Source organism: Mucilaginibacter sp. NFR10, assembly GCF_900100445.1.
Lineage (GTDB): Bacteria > Bacteroidota > Bacteroidia > Sphingobacteriales > Sphingobacteriaceae > Mucilaginibacter > Mucilaginibacter rubeus.
Window position 1 is genome coordinate 204,133 of record NZ_FMTV01000003.1, and the last position, 16,040, is coordinate 220,172.

The 16,040-nt window shown below is 42.5% G+C and carries 13 protein-coding genes; 4 read left to right on the forward strand and 9 right to left on the reverse strand.

All coding sequences use genetic code 11. From position 1 onward, the window contains the following. Window positions 1–8 precede the first annotated feature (8 nt). The 7 genes from BLP33_RS11915 to BLP33_RS11945 all read right to left on the reverse strand — a co-directional run bounded on the left by BLP33_RS11915 (window position 9) and on the right by BLP33_RS11945 (window position 8,536). Window positions 9–341: an L-rhamnose mutarotase gene (locus BLP33_RS11915; protein WP_090528255.1), complete on the reverse strand. Its 333-nt coding sequence runs from the start codon at window positions 339–341 to the stop codon at window positions 9–11. Window positions 342–628: 287 nt separating this feature from the next. Then, window positions 629–1,117, reverse strand: a complete 489-nt coding sequence (locus BLP33_RS11920; RefSeq protein ID WP_090528258.1) for a hypothetical protein — start codon at window positions 1,115–1,117, stop codon at window positions 629–631. Between the two features lie 27 nt (window positions 1,118–1,144). Further along, complete coding sequence (locus tag BLP33_RS11925; RefSeq protein ID WP_090528261.1) at window positions 1,145–3,382, reverse strand: penicillin acylase family protein; 2,238 nt, start codon at window positions 3,380–3,382, stop codon at window positions 1,145–1,147. Window positions 3,383–3,795: 413 nt separating this feature from the next. Then, window positions 3,796–4,887, reverse strand: coding sequence for a DUF3810 domain-containing protein (locus tag BLP33_RS11930; RefSeq protein WP_090528264.1), 1,092 nt, complete (start codon window positions 4,885–4,887; stop codon window positions 3,796–3,798). A gap of 133 nt (window positions 4,888–5,020) precedes the next feature. Next, window positions 5,021–5,539, reverse strand: coding sequence for a DUF2911 domain-containing protein (locus BLP33_RS11935; protein WP_090528267.1), 519 nt, complete (start codon window positions 5,537–5,539; stop codon window positions 5,021–5,023). 272 nt (window positions 5,540–5,811) lie between these two features. After that, window positions 5,812–8,217, reverse strand: coding sequence for a hypothetical protein (locus BLP33_RS11940; RefSeq protein WP_090528270.1), 2,406 nt, complete (start codon window positions 8,215–8,217; stop codon window positions 5,812–5,814). 112 nt (window positions 8,218–8,329) lie between these two features. Then, window positions 8,330–8,536, reverse strand: coding sequence for a hypothetical protein (locus tag BLP33_RS11945; RefSeq protein ID WP_090528273.1), 207 nt, complete (start codon window positions 8,534–8,536; stop codon window positions 8,330–8,332). A 292-nt stretch (window positions 8,537–8,828) separates the two neighbouring features. Between BLP33_RS11945 and BLP33_RS11950 the strand changes: the two genes are divergently transcribed. Next, window positions 8,829–9,476 (forward strand): DUF47 domain-containing protein, encoded by a 648-nt coding sequence (locus BLP33_RS11950; protein ID WP_090528277.1) that lies wholly within the window; start codon window positions 8,829–8,831, stop codon window positions 9,474–9,476. A gap of 120 nt (window positions 9,477–9,596) precedes the next feature. On the opposite strand, the gene BLP33_RS11955 is transcribed toward BLP33_RS11950, so the two are convergent. Together BLP33_RS11955 and BLP33_RS11960 are read right to left on the reverse strand one after the other, a co-directional pair. Beyond that, window positions 9,597–12,083, reverse strand: coding sequence for a TonB-dependent receptor (locus BLP33_RS11955; protein ID WP_090528280.1), 2,487 nt, complete (start codon window positions 12,081–12,083; stop codon window positions 9,597–9,599). Between the two features lie 147 nt (window positions 12,084–12,230). Then, entirely contained in the window at window positions 12,231–12,644 is a 414-nt protein-coding gene (locus BLP33_RS11960) for an EamA family transporter (protein ID WP_090528283.1), read from the reverse strand. 145 nt (window positions 12,645–12,789) lie between these two features. Between BLP33_RS11960 and BLP33_RS11965 the strand changes: the two genes are divergently transcribed. The 3 genes from BLP33_RS11965 to BLP33_RS11975 all read left to right on the forward strand — a co-directional run bounded on the left by BLP33_RS11965 (window position 12,790) and on the right by BLP33_RS11975 (window position 16,039). Beyond that, window positions 12,790–13,467, forward strand: a complete 678-nt coding sequence (locus BLP33_RS11965) for a response regulator transcription factor (protein ID WP_090528286.1) — start codon at window positions 12,790–12,792, stop codon at window positions 13,465–13,467. Next, on the forward strand, window positions 13,467–14,714 hold the full coding sequence (locus BLP33_RS11970; protein ID WP_090528289.1) for a sensor histidine kinase: 1,248 nt from the start codon (window positions 13,467–13,469) through the stop codon (window positions 14,712–14,714). The genes BLP33_RS11965 and BLP33_RS11970 overlap by 1 nt, the downstream gene beginning before the upstream one ends. Before the next feature lie 77 nt (window positions 14,715–14,791). After that, window positions 14,792–16,039 carry a TolC family protein gene (locus BLP33_RS11975; protein ID WP_090528291.1) on the forward strand — a complete coding sequence of 416 codons (1,248 nt, stop codon included), beginning with the start codon at window positions 14,792–14,794 and terminating at the stop codon, window positions 16,037–16,039. Window position 16,040: the final 1 nt, after the last annotated feature.

Here is a 16,040-nt window from a genome sequence, read left to right on the forward strand (position 1 = left end):
TATTCTATTTATAAGGAGAAAATTTTATCCATTAAAACCCATTTTGCACCTGCGGGCGCATTTTTTACCGGCGACTGATATCCCCACATCAAATCTTCCCATTCCTTTACTTTAGGGTTTGCCGCATCTAAAGCTGCCGATTTTTCGAAACTGAAAGTATCATCAACCTCCATGATCATGAACATGCGGGTATCAAAACGGTAGATCTCCATTTTGGTGATTCCTTTGGCGATAATGCTGTCGTGAATTTCGGGCCAAATAGCCTGGTGATATTTTTCGTATTCGGCAATGAGTGCCGCGTCATCTTTCAGATCGAGGGTTAAACAGTATCGCTGGCTCATAGAATAGCTCTCAAAAAAGTTTATATCGGTAACACAAAGAAATAAGGTTTGCAGGTAAATAGTTATCGGGAATTAAACAAAATGTTCAACTATTTTGGCATAGATCAGAACCATGATTTTCAGGATTTAAGAATTGTCATGATTTTTTCTGAACCGGGATTTTTAAGGAATCTATTGGGTGAACCGGCTTTTTTGAATTTGTTTAAATGGACAAAATTTTAAATAGCCTGCGGATATTTCGATTATCATCCCGGTAATCCTGAAATCCTGAAAATCAAGGTTCAGAATCAATCAAATCCTAAATATTCCTTTTGGTGCACTTCTACCGAGCCGGAGATATTATCGTGATTAAGGAATATTACGATATGGAAAAAATCATTATCAAACAGATAGATATCGTTTTTAATATCAGAGCCGTGGAGTTTCATGATCAGGCCCATGTGTTTTGCCTGGCCTATTAAGTTAATGATGTGTTGCGGTGTAGAAGTGGTGTAGGTAACGGTGCGCAATATAGCCCCGCTGCTTAGCTTGCTGTTAACGCCAATTACAATGGTTTCTTCCTTATTATCCGGCCCTATCCTGTTCAGGTGCTCAATGCTGTTGCCATTAACATCCTGGAGATACTGGCGCTTGAATTTTTTTCCGAGGGTAAGATAGTTGTGTGCTTCGGCGTTTGAAAGATTGGAGATATTTGCCAGATCATTAATGGTTATGCTTTGAGCAAACAACGTTGCGCTGCAAAACAACAATAAGGCAATTAACAGGGTTCTCTTCATTTTTTAACTTACCAAATATACTTTTTACTATTTAAAATAGTCGCCGGGATGATAGGTGCGCTGCGCATGCTTTAAAACATCTTTTTTGTAAAACAGCACATCCTTAAATTTACCGTCAATAATGCCCTGCTCCTGATCGGTGAAGTTTTTTGATGCAGGGTCAAAAGAGCTGCCGCCGTTTACGATGCTTTTAGCCCTTAATCGTGTACCAAATTCCACAACAGCGATAAAACTATTGCCCGAATATCCATACCGCTTGTTGGTGTTCATGGTACGGCTCTGGAACGATGGCAGCTGTCCAAAGCCCGATCCAGTTAAACCAACCGGGATACTGGGTTTATTATCATCAAAGCTAATGCCATCATCCGGGCGCTGGTAACGGTTCATCTCTCCCCACTCCACTTTCCAGGTGCCAAAACGGCTTTGCAAATTTTGAAGTACATCGTTTAACCAGGCCAACTGCTGCGCCGGACTTATGGTTTTAACCAGCGTTTGAAAGCGCCGGGTAATAAAAGTGCTTTCCTGATCGGTTTGAGGCGGCGGCAGCGCTTTCATCATCAGGGTGCCCCATTCAATAGCAAGCGAACTGGCTACAGAATGGATAGCGGTATTCCTGTCCCACAACTGCAGGACCTTTATTGGCCCGGCAAGCGATTGCTTAACCGAATCGGGAGCGGCGTCATAAGCTTTGAAAAGTGATGGTAACAGATCATCAAAAGCGGCCAGGTAGTGGTCATACCCTTTGGCTACCAGGTCATCAAGCGTAAGGTTTTTCGCATCTTTTAAAATCCTGATAGCAGTTACCGCCCGGTAGTTTTCACCGTCGGGGGCCATGTAAACCGGGTATTTACTTTTATCCGGACTTGACGTGCCCGACGCCGTATACGGCGTTGAATTACAGTTCTGGATCCAGCCGGTGGCGGGGTTGGTATTGGTGATGATCTCGCTCAGTTTGTGGACACCCTGCCATTCGGTAGCTGATGTGCTGCCATCAACCGGCAGGCTCCAGTCATACTTAGGGTTGCGTTTAGGAATATAATTGCCATACCAAAAAATGATATTCCCTTTATCATCGGCATAAACAGTGCTGTTTGTAGCGTTTGATACCATGTTCATGGCCTTTTTGTATTCGGCCAGGGTATTGGCTTTGGTGATCAGCCATGACTCAACCAGGGCATTGTATGAACGGTTGTTGGCTTTAAGTGCCAGCCATTTACCATCCCTTGCACCCAGCACCGGGCCATGATGGGTATAATAGCCTGTTATAGAGCGCTGTTCAATCTCATTGTTATTCTTTATTTTGAAAGATAGTTCGCGGGTGATAACGGGCCTTAGCTTACCATCATATTCGTAATACCATTTACCATCCTTTTTGCTCACCTTTTCGGCGTAAAGGTCGGCTACGTCGGCATAGGCGCTGGTATGCATCCATCCGCAGTGCTGGTTAAAGCCCTGGTAAATAAAAAACTGGCCCCAGGTAACGGCTCCGTACGCGTTAAGGCCTTCATCGCTTACCAGCTCAACCTCACTGCGGAAATAGAACGGCACATGCGGATTGATATACAACAAAGCATGGCCCGATGCCGATTTGGATGGTGCTATAGCAAAGCCATTTGAACCGGTTTCGCGCTCGCTTACCATATCATAAATATTTTTTGCAGGCAGGCCGGTTACCGCGCCAAGCTTTTCGGGGGCGGTACTGTAAAAGTCTTTGGTTTCGCTTAGTTTAATCCCCCCGGTTTCGGTAGCGGCAACGCTGCCATCGGTAAACATCAACGCATACCAGGGTTCAAAATGTTTAAATACTTTGGGGCTTACTTCGGGATGCTTGTACAGGTAATAATTAATGCCATCGGCAAAAGCATCCAACAGTTTCCGGAACCAAGGGGCGCTTGTTTTGTAATCTTTGATGGCGTCGGCACTATCGGCAATCAGTTGCAGCTGCACATCGGTATATAAATTAGTTTCGCCGTCAACCTCGGTCTGTTTACCTAACTGGTAAAGGTAGTTACGTTCAATGCCTTTAAAGTTATCTTCGCACTGGGCATACATCAATCCGAAAACAACCGCTGCATCTGTTTTTCCATAAATGTGAGGAACTCCCCAATTATCCCTGATAATGGTTACTGACTTTGCTAATGTTTTCTCCCGTTTTATTTCCTTTTGATTAATTTTTTGAGCAAAAACCAAAGCAGGAAGAAACATTGAAACAATAATAAAATTTGCTTTTATAGTAACAGCAATTTTACCAAACAATTTATCCATATAAATGTGAAGTAAACGAGGCTTTTTAAAGATTTTGAGGTAAATTTGGAGATTAATTCATAATAATTACATAGCAGCGCCGTTTTTATTCAAATATTTACAATCGGCTTTTTTGAGGTAATTATTTGCTGTACTTTAAAACTGTACAGTTAACATTTGATAAATTTCGTACCGGTTTCCACTCCGGTATCCGAATATAAAGAGCTTGGGTACACATTTAAGATGATATCTGAGATTTAGTTGATTCAATATCATTTGAGACGTGATATTGTGTGCGTTCCGGGGTGAGATACGGAACGCATTTTTTGTTTCTGGGGGATCATAGTTCATAGTTAATGGTTCATGGCAATTAGTGGTAATCACTAACGAGATTCAAATTCGGCCATGATCTATGAACCATCAACTATGAACCACTAATGAACCCAATTATCCCTGTACCACGCCATAGCTAACAACACCATGCGGTTATAGGTTTCGAGGCCCTGGGGTTGGTTGTTGGCTTTCAGGAAATTATCGTAAAAAATACTGCTTATTGCGCCCAGCTTGTTTTCGTAGGCCAGCCAGTAATTACGCTCGGTGATATAATCGCCGCGTACATCTTTACTGATGAGTGCTTTGAGTTCTTTATGAGCAAGGGTATCACGGGCACCAAGCGAATGCATGAACTCCTGCACGGCGAGATGATATGCCGAATAACGCAATAACCTGTCATGCGATTTTACTGCGATGACAAAGCCGGCAAAATCGGCTTCATCCTCGGCCCCATATCCCATCTGGTGCGACATTTCATGACATACCACAAAGGGCCGGTTAAAAATGGGCATCTGGTAATTTACCTGGGCTTCGGAGGTGAAAGGGTTATAATAGCCCGAGGTGCCAATATAATTTAATAAGGGCGTCAATATCGATGGTTTAATATCAGGATTATAAGCCCTGAAATTAACAGAATCTTTACTGAGTACGCCAATGGCATGCCGTGCTGTATTATAAATATGGGTATTACTTTGGGCCCAGTCGGCCGGTGTAAGCCGTGCACGGGTAACGTTGGCGCTGTCAATCAGGATGCGGGTTACGGCTTTAAGATCGGCGGTTGTAAAAGCCGTGTCGCTGAACCCAAGCCGCTCGGAGGCCGGCAGCCTGAAATAGTTCATTCCCCACAACAAATAAAAAGCCACAATGCCCGCCTGGATACCTATAACCAATCCTAAAAAAAGTCTCCCCGCCATTTGGAACCTTTTTTTAAACAGCAGGGCAATTAGCCTGATCACCGCATAGATCAAATAAATAACCACGGCTATATATATAATGTCGCCAACACTAAACGGAAATACGTTTAAAACGGAATGAAAAACCCGGCAAATAATAATGTAAAAACCATTGGCATAATAACGTTCAACAGCGGCCGGGTGATCAGCAAACAGCATCAGCAAAAAAATAGCCAATGCCAATGATATTATCGCGATGATCCTTTTTAGTACAGGTTTTTTGTTGGTTGGGTAGCGCATTATCTAAGGTAAATATAGGGCTTTAGGGTTCAGGTTTAAAAAAGAATGCTTTTGCGCGCTAAAAACCCGGGTAATAGAAAAAGCCCCCTTGGCAGGAGGCTTTCAAAATTGTGAAAAATAAGGTTACTGAATATCATTTACTTACAGACACCGGCACTACGATCTTATCCCAGAACATGCAAAAGCTTTTTGCATCAACTGTATAAACTAATCTTTCGTGCATCGGCGCGGCTTTGGTTTTTACGTTTACACGCAGGGCGTCTTTTGACTCATCGTATTTAAACGCGCCCCATTGTTTGGCCACTTTGTTAAAGATAGCTGTCCAGGTACCGTTTTCGGCAGGAACCAGGAAGAAGCTATAAGTACCCGCTGCCAGTGGTTTACCCTCAACTTTGATATCTTTTGTTGTTGTAAAAGTTGTGGCCTCGTTAGCACCTGCACGCCATACTTTACCGTAAGCTTCAAGACCGCCCCAAATTTTACGGCCTTTAACCGATGGGCTGCCATAGTTAATAGTAATAGTTGAACCAGCCGCTGTACCGCTAACGCTATCGCGCGGGCTTGCTGGTTTGTCCTGGGCAAAGGTTACCGCTGATACTAATAAGGCGAAAGCAAACAGGAATGCTGCTTTGAGCTGAAATGATTTTTTCATAAGATTTCTCATAAATTGTTTAATATAAAGATAGATTGAAATTTGGTTTAAAAACAACTATTCGTTTAAATACCTTCGAGAGGTGATTTTAACACATAAAACACTGAAAATAAACACCTGATGGTTAAACTATTTTGATTTTATATTGTTTAATAATTGAAAGATCATATTGCAATTAGGAATCGACCGGAGGGATTCATAGCCCAAAGGTTAAACAATTGTTGTGGTTTTTTTACCCTGCCTACCATGGCAGGGTTTTTTATGCGCCGGCATCATTGTACCTTATAAGTTAATATGCTCCGTCCTATATTGCCTGCTTCATCAATACCCTCCATCACCAAACGGTAATTACCTTTGCTATCTGCATTAAAAAAATCAAACGAGGCATTGCCATCTTTGTCGGTTACAATATCGGGGTTCCAGTATATAGCGGTTCTTGCGTCAGGTTTCTTATCAGCACCTGTTGATGCTTCATAAACCGGTGAATAAAAGGTACGGGCTTTGTAAAAACCCCTTGCTGTAAAATACAGTAAGCCTGGCGACATCACATTATTTGAAACAACCGGAGCTTGAGTTTTCCGCATTTTGAGTACCAATACCCCATTTGCCCCCCTTACACCATAAATGGTAGCATCGTTATTTTTTAACACATTTACACTTTCAACATCAGCAGCATTGTAATTATCAATACTTGTTCCGGCCGGCAATACGGTATCATCAACTACGATCAACATTGGCCCTCCCTGCATGGCCGGGTTCACCTTATCAGCCAGGTAGGGTACGCCTTGTCTCAAAACAACACCATTTAAACGGCCCTGCAACCCGTTTGACAGGGTGCTTTGGTCTCGCAGGTTATTTTTCCCCAAAACCTCTGTAGTAAGTTTACCGGCATTAATACCTCTTTCATTAATAGTAACCGCATTAAGTGCCCTGCTATTCGCATCAGCTATGTAAACCGGCTGTTGCGTTGTTTTATCAAAGCCCGCACCGTTTACCTCCTGTGCCGGGCCCATCAAATCTCCGGTTTTAATATTTGTTAATGCCTTTGCCAGAGAAATGGATATTTTGGTATTACTTTTCCCTTCGGCTGTTTTAGCCTGGATCATGAACGGGGTTTTATCATCATAAACCAGGTTTTTGAAAGTAAAATTACCATCCTGATCGGTGGTTTGTGTTAATAAAGCCCCGCCTGCCTGCGGCATCAGGGTTACCATACCGCCATCAACCGGCTTCCCCGAAATTGTTTTCACCTGGCCCGATACATCGAAACCGTTTTCGGCAGTATACACTGCGGCAGTGTTGTTATCATTGAGCACTTGCTTCCACTCAAAGTGGCGGTACCCCTGGGTTAACATCAATACATCCAGGTTAAACCGGGTATCATTGCTAACATCAGCAAAATAATAATTGGGTTGCTCAATTACCCCTTTCAGATCAGACGTTAGCAGCAGACTTGATAATATGCTATTTTCATCATCCCCGGTTACAGACGCTTTACCGGCATCAATAATTGATGCTGATAAATAGCTTTTTACCGCCTCTCCGTTTTTGTTTTTAGTATTGATAGCAATATGCACCTTTCCTCTTACCGGGTATAAAGGTTTATCGCTAACAGATGTAATCGTTAACAGGTCGGGATTTTGGATAAATACCAGGCGCTCATTGAGTGGTTCGCCCTGCTCCGAAAAAAGCGTTATCCGGGTTATACCTGTTTTAAAATCTTTTTTATTAAGATTTAGGTCGAGCACCTGGTTATCAAGCACGGTTTTTACCGAGCGGATACTACCGGCCGAATAAATAATTATACCTATTTCTTTGTTCTTATTTTTAAGGTAATAAGCTTTATTGGCATTTATTTCAATGCCAAGTTTATCCGGATTATCATTGTTAACCATCAACGTGATCCCCTCGTTATCGGCTTTCGGTAAATCCACTATCGCTTTGGTACCATCGGCATAGGTTAAATTAGCTTTATAAGTTTTACCTGCTTCGGCAGTAATAAATATAAGCCCCATGCCCAGGTGTTTCGATTCAAACCTGGTTACTTCGGCATTGGAGTTATCAACCACAACACCTTTAACATCAAGCCCCGGCCCGTTTGCACTTACCGCTTTAAAGGCCAGCTTGGTTGGTATACCGTTTACAAAACTTCCCCCTTCCGGAAAAAAAGCGATGTTAGGTTTACCTGCTTTAACCACTAACGCTTTATTGCCCGCAAATGCCCTCCCATTGACGTTTACCTGCCGGTCAAATGAACTCTGCCCGTTATCGATCATCCATTTAGTATACGCCCTGATACGATAGGCCCCTCCGGGCAAGATACCGGGAAGACTAAAATCGCCTGCGGCCAAGCCATTAACCATTTGCAGCGTGATAGTTTGCAGCAGGGAATCGGAAGGGTTAACCAGGTCGACATGTAACATGCCGCTTAACTTTGAAGGCTCATGCTGTTCGCCCAGGGTTACATATGCTTTGAAATATACGGTATCGCCTGCATTGTAATTAGGTTTATTCAAATGCAGGTACACTTTTTCAACCGCTTTATTGGCCGATAAAGTTTGCAGGCGCGATACCACAGCATCTAAAGAAACGGAAGGTGAAACCGGTTTATTATTTTGTGAAAAAACAGGCACAGAGCAATACCATGCCGCTAACAGCGATAAAACTATCTTTTTCATAAGCGGGATAATAGCAGGTTAAACTGGTTATATAATGGCAATTAAATATAAGTATTTATTTGCAAAAACACTCATTTTAAATTAGTTATACCCCCTTGCAAAACCGCGCCTGCTATTGCGTCAGTTCGGCATCCTGCTTCATTTCTTCCCAGTAGAGTGTTTCAAGGTAAATACCGTTTTGAATAGCTACACGCGCACGTATTTTTTCTAATTCGGCTTTCACTTCTTCATTGCTGAGCTCCCTACCCAGCGAATGGTAATAAATGGCGTAACCTGTTTTGCTGTTTACGCATTTATAATGCTTTTCCCCGGCTTTCATAATTGGATTGACTAATACAAATACAATACTGCAGATGGCAGGATTGTTTTAATTAAACTTAAATGTTACACAATTTTCTTCATTCAATATACGGGTTTCTTTTTACTTTAAATCAACAAGTTATAATCTCATTAATTTTGTTTTATTACATTGGCCTAACCATTCTTAACATTAACTTAACATTTGGCATTGTATTAATGGTTACTTTTATCCGCTGAATAATTTATAGTAACATATTTTAAAATCCACTGAATATAACTACTGTAAATTCACGGACTGATAAGACAGATCAATGAAGAGCACTAACTCAAAATCGATATTTCCAAACTCAAACCAGGTTTTTTACGATTTGTTCAACACTGCTGTAGCCAATGTTACCGAAATGGCCAGGCTACTGAATGAAGCCGTTAACGCCCCAACATCATATGAGCAGAAGTTTAATTTTGCGCATATTGATAAGCTGAAATTTAAAAGTTACGAAGTTACCCACAGGGTATTTTCAGAATCGGGCCGGATGCTGATCTCTCCATTTAACCGTAAGGATATGTGCGATCTGGCATCGGCTATTGATGACGTAGCCGATAGCATTACCATGGCGGCCCGCAGGATCAACCTTTACAACGTGCCTGTTATTACCCAGCCAATGATAGATTTGGCCGCGCTGATCCTTAAGACCAGTACAGAGCTTGAAAAAGCGGTAAACGCGATGAATAACCTGAACAAATCGGCTGAGATCTTTGAGCTTTGCAGCAATATCAAAAAACTGGAAGCCCAGGCCGATTCAGTTCACAATAAAGCCTTTGCCGATCTGCTTAATAATGAAAAAGATCCGATTGAATTAATTAAATATACCGACGTTTTTGCAGCCATGGAAACTGCTACCGACAGCTGTGAAGATACAACGCTGATCATTGAAAGTATTTTGATCAAGAACGGGTAACCTCACCCAACCCTCTCCAAAGGAGAAGGCTTTAAATAGATATTTTAAACAAAAAAGCGATGATAACTCATCGCTTTTTTGTTTTTAAAGTCCTCTCCTTTGGAGAGGATTTAGGTGAGGTTATTTCCCCTTATCAGTTTGAGGGCCATTGTCACCTCCATTATTATCCTGATCATTGTTTCTTTCTTTTTCCCGCTCCTTCTTAAATTCAAGCTTGCCAAACTTATAACTCAGGCTTATGCCGAACGACTGTACCGGTACCAGCCTCAGGTTGGTTGAATAAAAGTTGCTGCCAAAGGTTGATGAGCTTTGACTCACATATTTGGCAAACGGATTGGTAGCTGTAAGCCCAATACTGGCTTTTTTGTTCATGAACATTTTGCGCATGGCGAAATTGTAAAACACAAATTTGGGATTGGTACCCTGGATGCCCTTTTGCGATGAATTGTAGTTACCAAAAAACTCGGCGCTCAAATCATGACCAAAGCTATATTGCGCGTTGAGGTTAAGGCGATACGCGAAGGCACTTACATTGGCGAAACCAGGGTTGGTGCTGCGCCTGTCGCTGAAAATCATATTGGTACGCAGGCTTAGCTTACTGGTTACCGGCACCGAAGCATAAATATTGATACCGATGCGCTCTTCCGAACCTATATTATAACGCTGGTTCAATGACACATCGGTATACGTTGTACCATTCACGTCAAACGTGGAATAAAAGGTAGTGAACTGTTGGATATCATCAGTATTACGGCGATAGAAGGCCGCTATGTTGAGATTGGCTCCCTTATCAAATGATTTGTTATAACCCAACTCAAAGTTGTCGCCCTTTTCGGGTTTAAGATTTGGGTTACCGGTGCTGATATTATGCGGGTCGCTGATGTTCAGGAAAGGGTTCAGGTCGCCGTAATCAGGGCGTTGAATGCGGCGGGTGTAGCTTAATTTAAGTGATTCGCCGCCGTTTCCAAACTTATGAGAGAAAACCAACGATGGCGCAAGGATATTATAAGATGGGATATTTACACCCTGAAAATCGGCTGTAGTAGTGGTATACTCATCCCTTAAACCGGCTTTCACATCCAAAAATTTATTAAATACCGATGTTGATGCCGACAGGTAATAGGCATACACTTTACGGTCGTAAGTAAAACCATAGGTTTGGCTTGGATTAGGCACAAAGGTATTACCGCCAAAAAGCGTATCCGTTATAACGTTGTTGTTAATATGATTAAATACAAGCTTGCCGCCTGTTTCAAGTGTAAAGTTTTTGCTTACTGGCTGCGTATAGTCAACAGAGATATCGGTTTCCCTATCCTTACCCGGGTTATTATTGGAAATACCGGATGAGGTGATACCCGAATCATAATCCTGGCGCTGGAACGAGCTGAACGAGTTACGGCCGAAGCTTGATGAATATAGTACATCGAGCTCCTGCCCTTCTTTGGCGAAGGTTTTTTTATAGTTCAGGCTCACATCGGTTGAAGTGCCGTTAAACTTACTGCTTGAGTTACGGATACTCCTGATATCAGATATCGGGGTACCTGCCGCGTCAACCTCGCTTTGATCCTGGTTGGTAATTCCGTTGCCATGGTTGCCGAAATGGTTAAAACCTACGCCTGCGGTCAGCTGATCTTTAGGGGTAATATCCCACGAAAAATTGATCCCTGATTCGTAACCATTACGTTTAAAGTTATTACTTCCCTGCTGGAACAAGGTAGTTTTATTATTGGCCGAATCAGTTGATACGCGGTTACGGGTATTAGGTGCATTAGTATTAATTTGGGCATTACCGCTAAAAAAAGCATTAACACCAAAATTGCCTTTGCGGGCATTGAGGTTAAATGAACCGTTTTCGCGGCGGGTACCTGCCGATAGGTTAACGCTGCCGTTAATGCCCTGCACTTTGCTGTCTTTCAGGATAATGTTTACGATACCTCCCGTACCGGCCGCGTCATACTTAGCGCCCGGGCTGGTAATCACCTCAATACTTTTGATCTGGCTGGCCGGGATGCTGGCTAAAGCATCGGCAAGGCTGGCCCCGAAAATGCTTGATGGTTTGCCATTGATCAAAAAACGGATATTTGCATTGCCCTGAAGCTCCACATTACCATCAATATCAACCGTGATCTGCGGTACTTTTTTCAATACATCAATAGCTACGCCGCCCTGTGCACTTAAATCGTTTTGAGGGTTGTAAACCATTTTATCTATCCGGTTTTCAACAGTAGGTACTTTGGCAGTTATGGTTACGCCTTTTAGTTCATTGGCAACCGGAGTCAATTTGATTTCGCCCAATGATACGGTTCCATCTTTAACCATTACATGTTCGATAGTTGCTTTCTGGTAACCTAAAAATTCGGCGGTTATTTTATACTCCCCGGCGGGGATGTTATTTATGCTAAAATTTCCTTTAGGATCGGTGCTGATGCCATTGAAGGGTGAAGCAGCGCCTTGTTTAAATACAGATACGGTTGCATAGTCAACCGGTTGCTTTGTAGTGGCATCGGTAACTTTACCAGTGATTTTCCCCTTGGCTCCGGGGACAGTTTGGGCGTGTAAGGTGGTTATAAAAATAAAAGAAAATAATATCAAAAAAACAGATTTCATTATAAAATACGGGTGTTTGGAACCACAAATTTTATAAGAAAGATTGGATTAAATCTGAATTAAATGGTATTGAAGTGTATTTGTTACAATATGTTTTTGTTATGTATATATGCTTGTTACATTGTATATGAGCATGTTACAAAAAGATTAAAAAATCAATACAATTGTTCCGCCGATGATAAGCAGCGCGCCTATGGCATTTTTTAAAGTTAATGGCTCGCCGAGGAAAATAACAGAAAGCGCTATGGCCAAAGCAACGCTTAGTTTATCAACAGGGGCAACCTGGCTTACCTTGCCCAACTGCAGGGCGCGGAAATAACAGATCCACGAAAGGCCGGTTGCACAGCCCGAAAGAATGAGGAAAGTCCAGTTGGTTTTAGTAAGACTGCCGATACCGCCATGAGTCCCTTTAAAAAGCGCTATGGCCCAGGCCAGGATCAGGACTATTACGGTACGGATGGCCGTAGCGAGGTCGGTATCAACTCCTTTAATCCCTATTTTGGAAAAAATGGCTGTAAGCGCTGCAAACAGTGCCGAAAGTAATGCGTAGATCCACCACATAATGATCAGATTTGTATTTAACTTGCAACAAGCTAAGTGCAAATTTGCTTAGGCATTCTGTACAAAATCTGTGAGATAGCTGTCAGTCTTACTCAAAATCCAGAATCTGTACAAATTGGCGTTTTAACTTTATCAAAAAAACGTTTTGAAAATACTCATCATCGAAGACGAAGAAGGCCTGCGCGAAAGTATTGAAGAATATTTTACCGAAGCCGGTAACATTTGTGAAACCGCGGCCAGCTATGCAGCAGCGCTCGCTAAGGTTGAATTATACCGTTACGATTGCATCCTGCTGGATATCACCCTGCCCGGAGGTAATGGTATTGATATATTAAAAAAGCTTAAAGCCAATAATTATACCGACGGTGTGCTCATTATATCGGCCAAAAATTCGCTCGATGACCGCCTCCAGGGCCTTGACCTCGGTGCCGATGACTATCTGGTAAAACCCTTTCACCTTTCGGAATTGAAGGCAAGGGTATCTGCCATCATCAGGCGTAAAATGTTCAATGGCAGCAACGTGCTTAACTTTAACGAGCTCAGTATCGACCTGATGGCCAAAACCGTAGCTGTAAACGGCACACCGGTAAAGTTTACCCGCAAGGAATTTGCTTTGCTTATCTATTTTATCTCCAACAAAGGCAAGGTAATTTCAAAAAACGCCATTGCCGAACATTTATGGGGAGATGGCATCGACCTGGCCAATAATTTCGACTTTATTTATTCGCACATCAAAAACATCCGCAAAAAAATAATGGAAGCCGGCGGTAAGGATTATATTTATGCAGCCTATGGCATGGGTTACAAATTTGCCGATCAATAATGAAGCTTTCGGAAAGGTATAACCGGGTAAATTTAATTGCCACTATCGTTATCATGCTGATAACCGGCGTTATTTATTACCAGGCTATCAGCCTCATCCTTACTAATCAAAAAGACAATTCACTTAAGGTTGAAGAGCAGGAAGTTTTTGATTACGTAAAGCTCAATCACCACCTGCCCCAGGTTTTTGCCTCGAAAGACCAGCAGATCACCTTTATTTCGGCCGACCCCAATTCTGTTAAACGCGAATTTTTTAACACTACTTATTACCGCGAAAAAGACGAGCCGGAATCTGGTCGCGGCCTGGTCAGTTCGGTAAAAGTTGGCGACAGGTATTATAAAATTCTGATAGTTGAATCGAAAGTAGAAACTGAAGACCTGATCCAGATCATCTTCGGCATTACCATTGGCGTTATCTTATTACTGCTGCTGGTGCTGGTAATTACCAACCGCCTCATATTGAGCCGGCTTTGGCAGCCATTTTACAGTATCCTGAGTGAGTTGAAACTATTTAACGTTACCGACAGCCGGGAAATGCCATCTCCCAATACTACTATCGATGAGTTTAACGAACTTCAGGCCGAAGTTACCGCCATGGCCGAAAGGGTAAAAAAAGACTACAAAAACCTTAAAACCTTTACCGAAAACGCCTCGCACGAATTGCTTACCCCTATCGCTGTGATCAATTCCAAACTGGATACCCTGATCCAGACAGAAAACTTTAGCGAGCATCAAAGCAAGTTACTCAATGACCTTTACAGCGCGGTATCGCGCCTGAGCAGGCTTAATCAATCGTTATTATTACTGGTAAAGATTGAGAACAAACTACTGAACGATCGACAGCACCTGGATTTACAGGAACTTATAGATGATTTGCTGTATCAATTGGAAGATATTTTCAACGACAAAGAAATAACGGTTATTTCAACAATTGGCAAAAAGGAAATTGAAGCCAGCAATTACCTTATTGAGATCCTGTTGAATAACCTCATCATCAACGCGGTTCGGCATAACCAAACCGGAGGCGAGATCATCATCAGCCTCACAACCGAAAATTTAACAATCAAAAACACCGGCGAGCAAATAGCCTTGAATCCTGAAAATATCTTTACCCGCTTTCATAAAGCATCCACATCTGAAGGCAGCGGGCTGGGGCTCACTATCTCCAAACAGATCTGCGAAAGTTTGGGTTATCAACTGGTTTACAGTTATGAAGAGCCTTACCATATCTTCAAGGTTAACTTTTAAATTTGTTACACTGTCCCTACCAATTTTTTCCAGAATTATCGTGTAGCTTAGCTATTATTTAAACAATACGCATTATTTTGACCATCCGGATAAAATGGGTTTTCGGCTTTTTATTTTGCCTGCTTAGTGCTGCTACACAGGCACAAACCTACAATCTTGAACATTATTTGGAGCTTGCCAAAAGCAACAGTCCGCTGTTAAAGGACCTGCAAAACCAGGTTGCTTCAGGTCAATTGGACAGCCTCCGGATCAGGGCAGGTTACAGGCCACAGGTTAGCGCTAACAGTGCAGGACTTTATGCCCCGGTGTCCGGCGGTTATGGTTATGCGCCTGCTATAACCAACGAACATACGCTCAATGCACTATTAGGCATCAATCAATCGCTGGATAGCAAAAAAAATATCGCCGCCCAGATCGACGCAGTTAAGCTGCAATCGCAATCGGTGCTCAATACCGCTAAAATATCCGAGCAGGATCTGAAAAAAGCAGTCACCGCGCAATACATCGCCGCATTTGGCAGCCTGCAGCAGGTAAAATTTAACCAGGAAGTGATCACCCTGCTTAACCGGGAGGAAGCGCTGCTTAAAAAGTTAACGCGCACCAATGTTTATCACCAAAGCGATTACCTTACCTTTCTGGTTACCCTTAAGCAGCAGGAACTAACGCTGTCGCAGGCAAGGCTGCAATATAAAAATGACTATACAACGCTTAACTATTTAACCGGCATTGCCGATACCAGTTACATCGAATTACAGGATCCCGGTATTCAAAAAACTATCCGGGCCGATATCAGCAACAGCATCTTTTTCAACCAGTATAAAACGGATAGCCTTAAGCTGGTGAATAGCCGTGCATTGGTGGATTTCAGCTACAAACCTAAGATCAATCTGCTGGCCGATGGCGGCTATAACTCCGATTTTTTAAGCGGACCGGCATATAAAAATTTCGGCGCCAGTATTGGTTTTAGCTTTACGCTGCCATTGTATGACGGTGGTCAGCGCAAAATCCAGTACCGTAAGCTGTCGTTAGAAGAGGATACCCGGCGCAGCTACAAAGCATTTTTTGATACCCAATACCGCCAGCAGATTGCCCAGTTAAACCAGCAGATTGATGGTTCTGAAAAGCTGTTAGCCCAGATAGATGAACAGATGAAATATACCGAAAGCCTGGTAAAAGTTGACACCCAACTGCTGCAAACAGGTGACGTACGTGTGGCCGATTTGGTATTGGCCATTAATAATTATCTTGCTATTAAAAACCTTAAAACGCAAACCAATATTAATAAGCTGCAGCTCATTAATCAGCTCAATTACTGGAATAAATAAT

What these genes read in the sequence shown, in the direction of transcription:
- BLP33_RS11935 (WP_090528267.1), bottom strand. Translation starts at nt 5,539, where the DNA reads ATGAAAAAATCATTTCAGCTCAAAGCAGCATTCCTGTTTGCTTTCGCC.
- BLP33_RS11930 (WP_090528264.1), bottom strand. Translation starts at nt 4,887, where the DNA reads ATGCGCTACCCAACCAACAAAAAACCTGTACTAAAAAGGATCATCGCG.
- BLP33_RS11925 (WP_090528261.1), bottom strand. Translation starts at nt 3,382, where the DNA reads ATGGATAAATTGTTTGGTAAAATTGCTGTTACTATAAAAGCAAATTTT.
- BLP33_RS11960 (WP_090528283.1), bottom strand. Translation starts at nt 12,644, where the DNA reads ATGTGGTGGATCTACGCATTACTTTCGGCACTGTTTGCAGCGCTTACA.
- BLP33_RS11945 (WP_090528273.1), bottom strand. Translation starts at nt 8,536, where the DNA reads ATGAAAGCCGGGGAAAAGCATTATAAATGCGTAAACAGCAAAACAGGT.
- BLP33_RS11915 (WP_090528255.1), bottom strand. Translation starts at nt 341, where the DNA reads ATGAGCCAGCGATACTGTTTAACCCTCGATCTGAAAGATGACGCGGCA.
- BLP33_RS11970 (WP_090528289.1), top strand. Translation starts at nt 13,467, where the DNA reads ATGAAGCTTTCGGAAAGGTATAACCGGGTAAATTTAATTGCCACTATC.
- BLP33_RS11955 (WP_090528280.1), bottom strand. Translation starts at nt 12,083, where the DNA reads ATGAAATCTGTTTTTTTGATATTATTTTCTTTTATTTTTATAACCACC.
- BLP33_RS11950 (WP_090528277.1), top strand. Translation starts at nt 8,829, where the DNA reads ATGAAGAGCACTAACTCAAAATCGATATTTCCAAACTCAAACCAGGTT.
- BLP33_RS11920 (WP_090528258.1), bottom strand. Translation starts at nt 1,117, where the DNA reads ATGAAGAGAACCCTGTTAATTGCCTTATTGTTGTTTTGCAGCGCAACG.
- BLP33_RS11940 (WP_090528270.1), bottom strand. Translation starts at nt 8,217, where the DNA reads ATGAAAAAGATAGTTTTATCGCTGTTAGCGGCATGGTATTGCTCTGTG.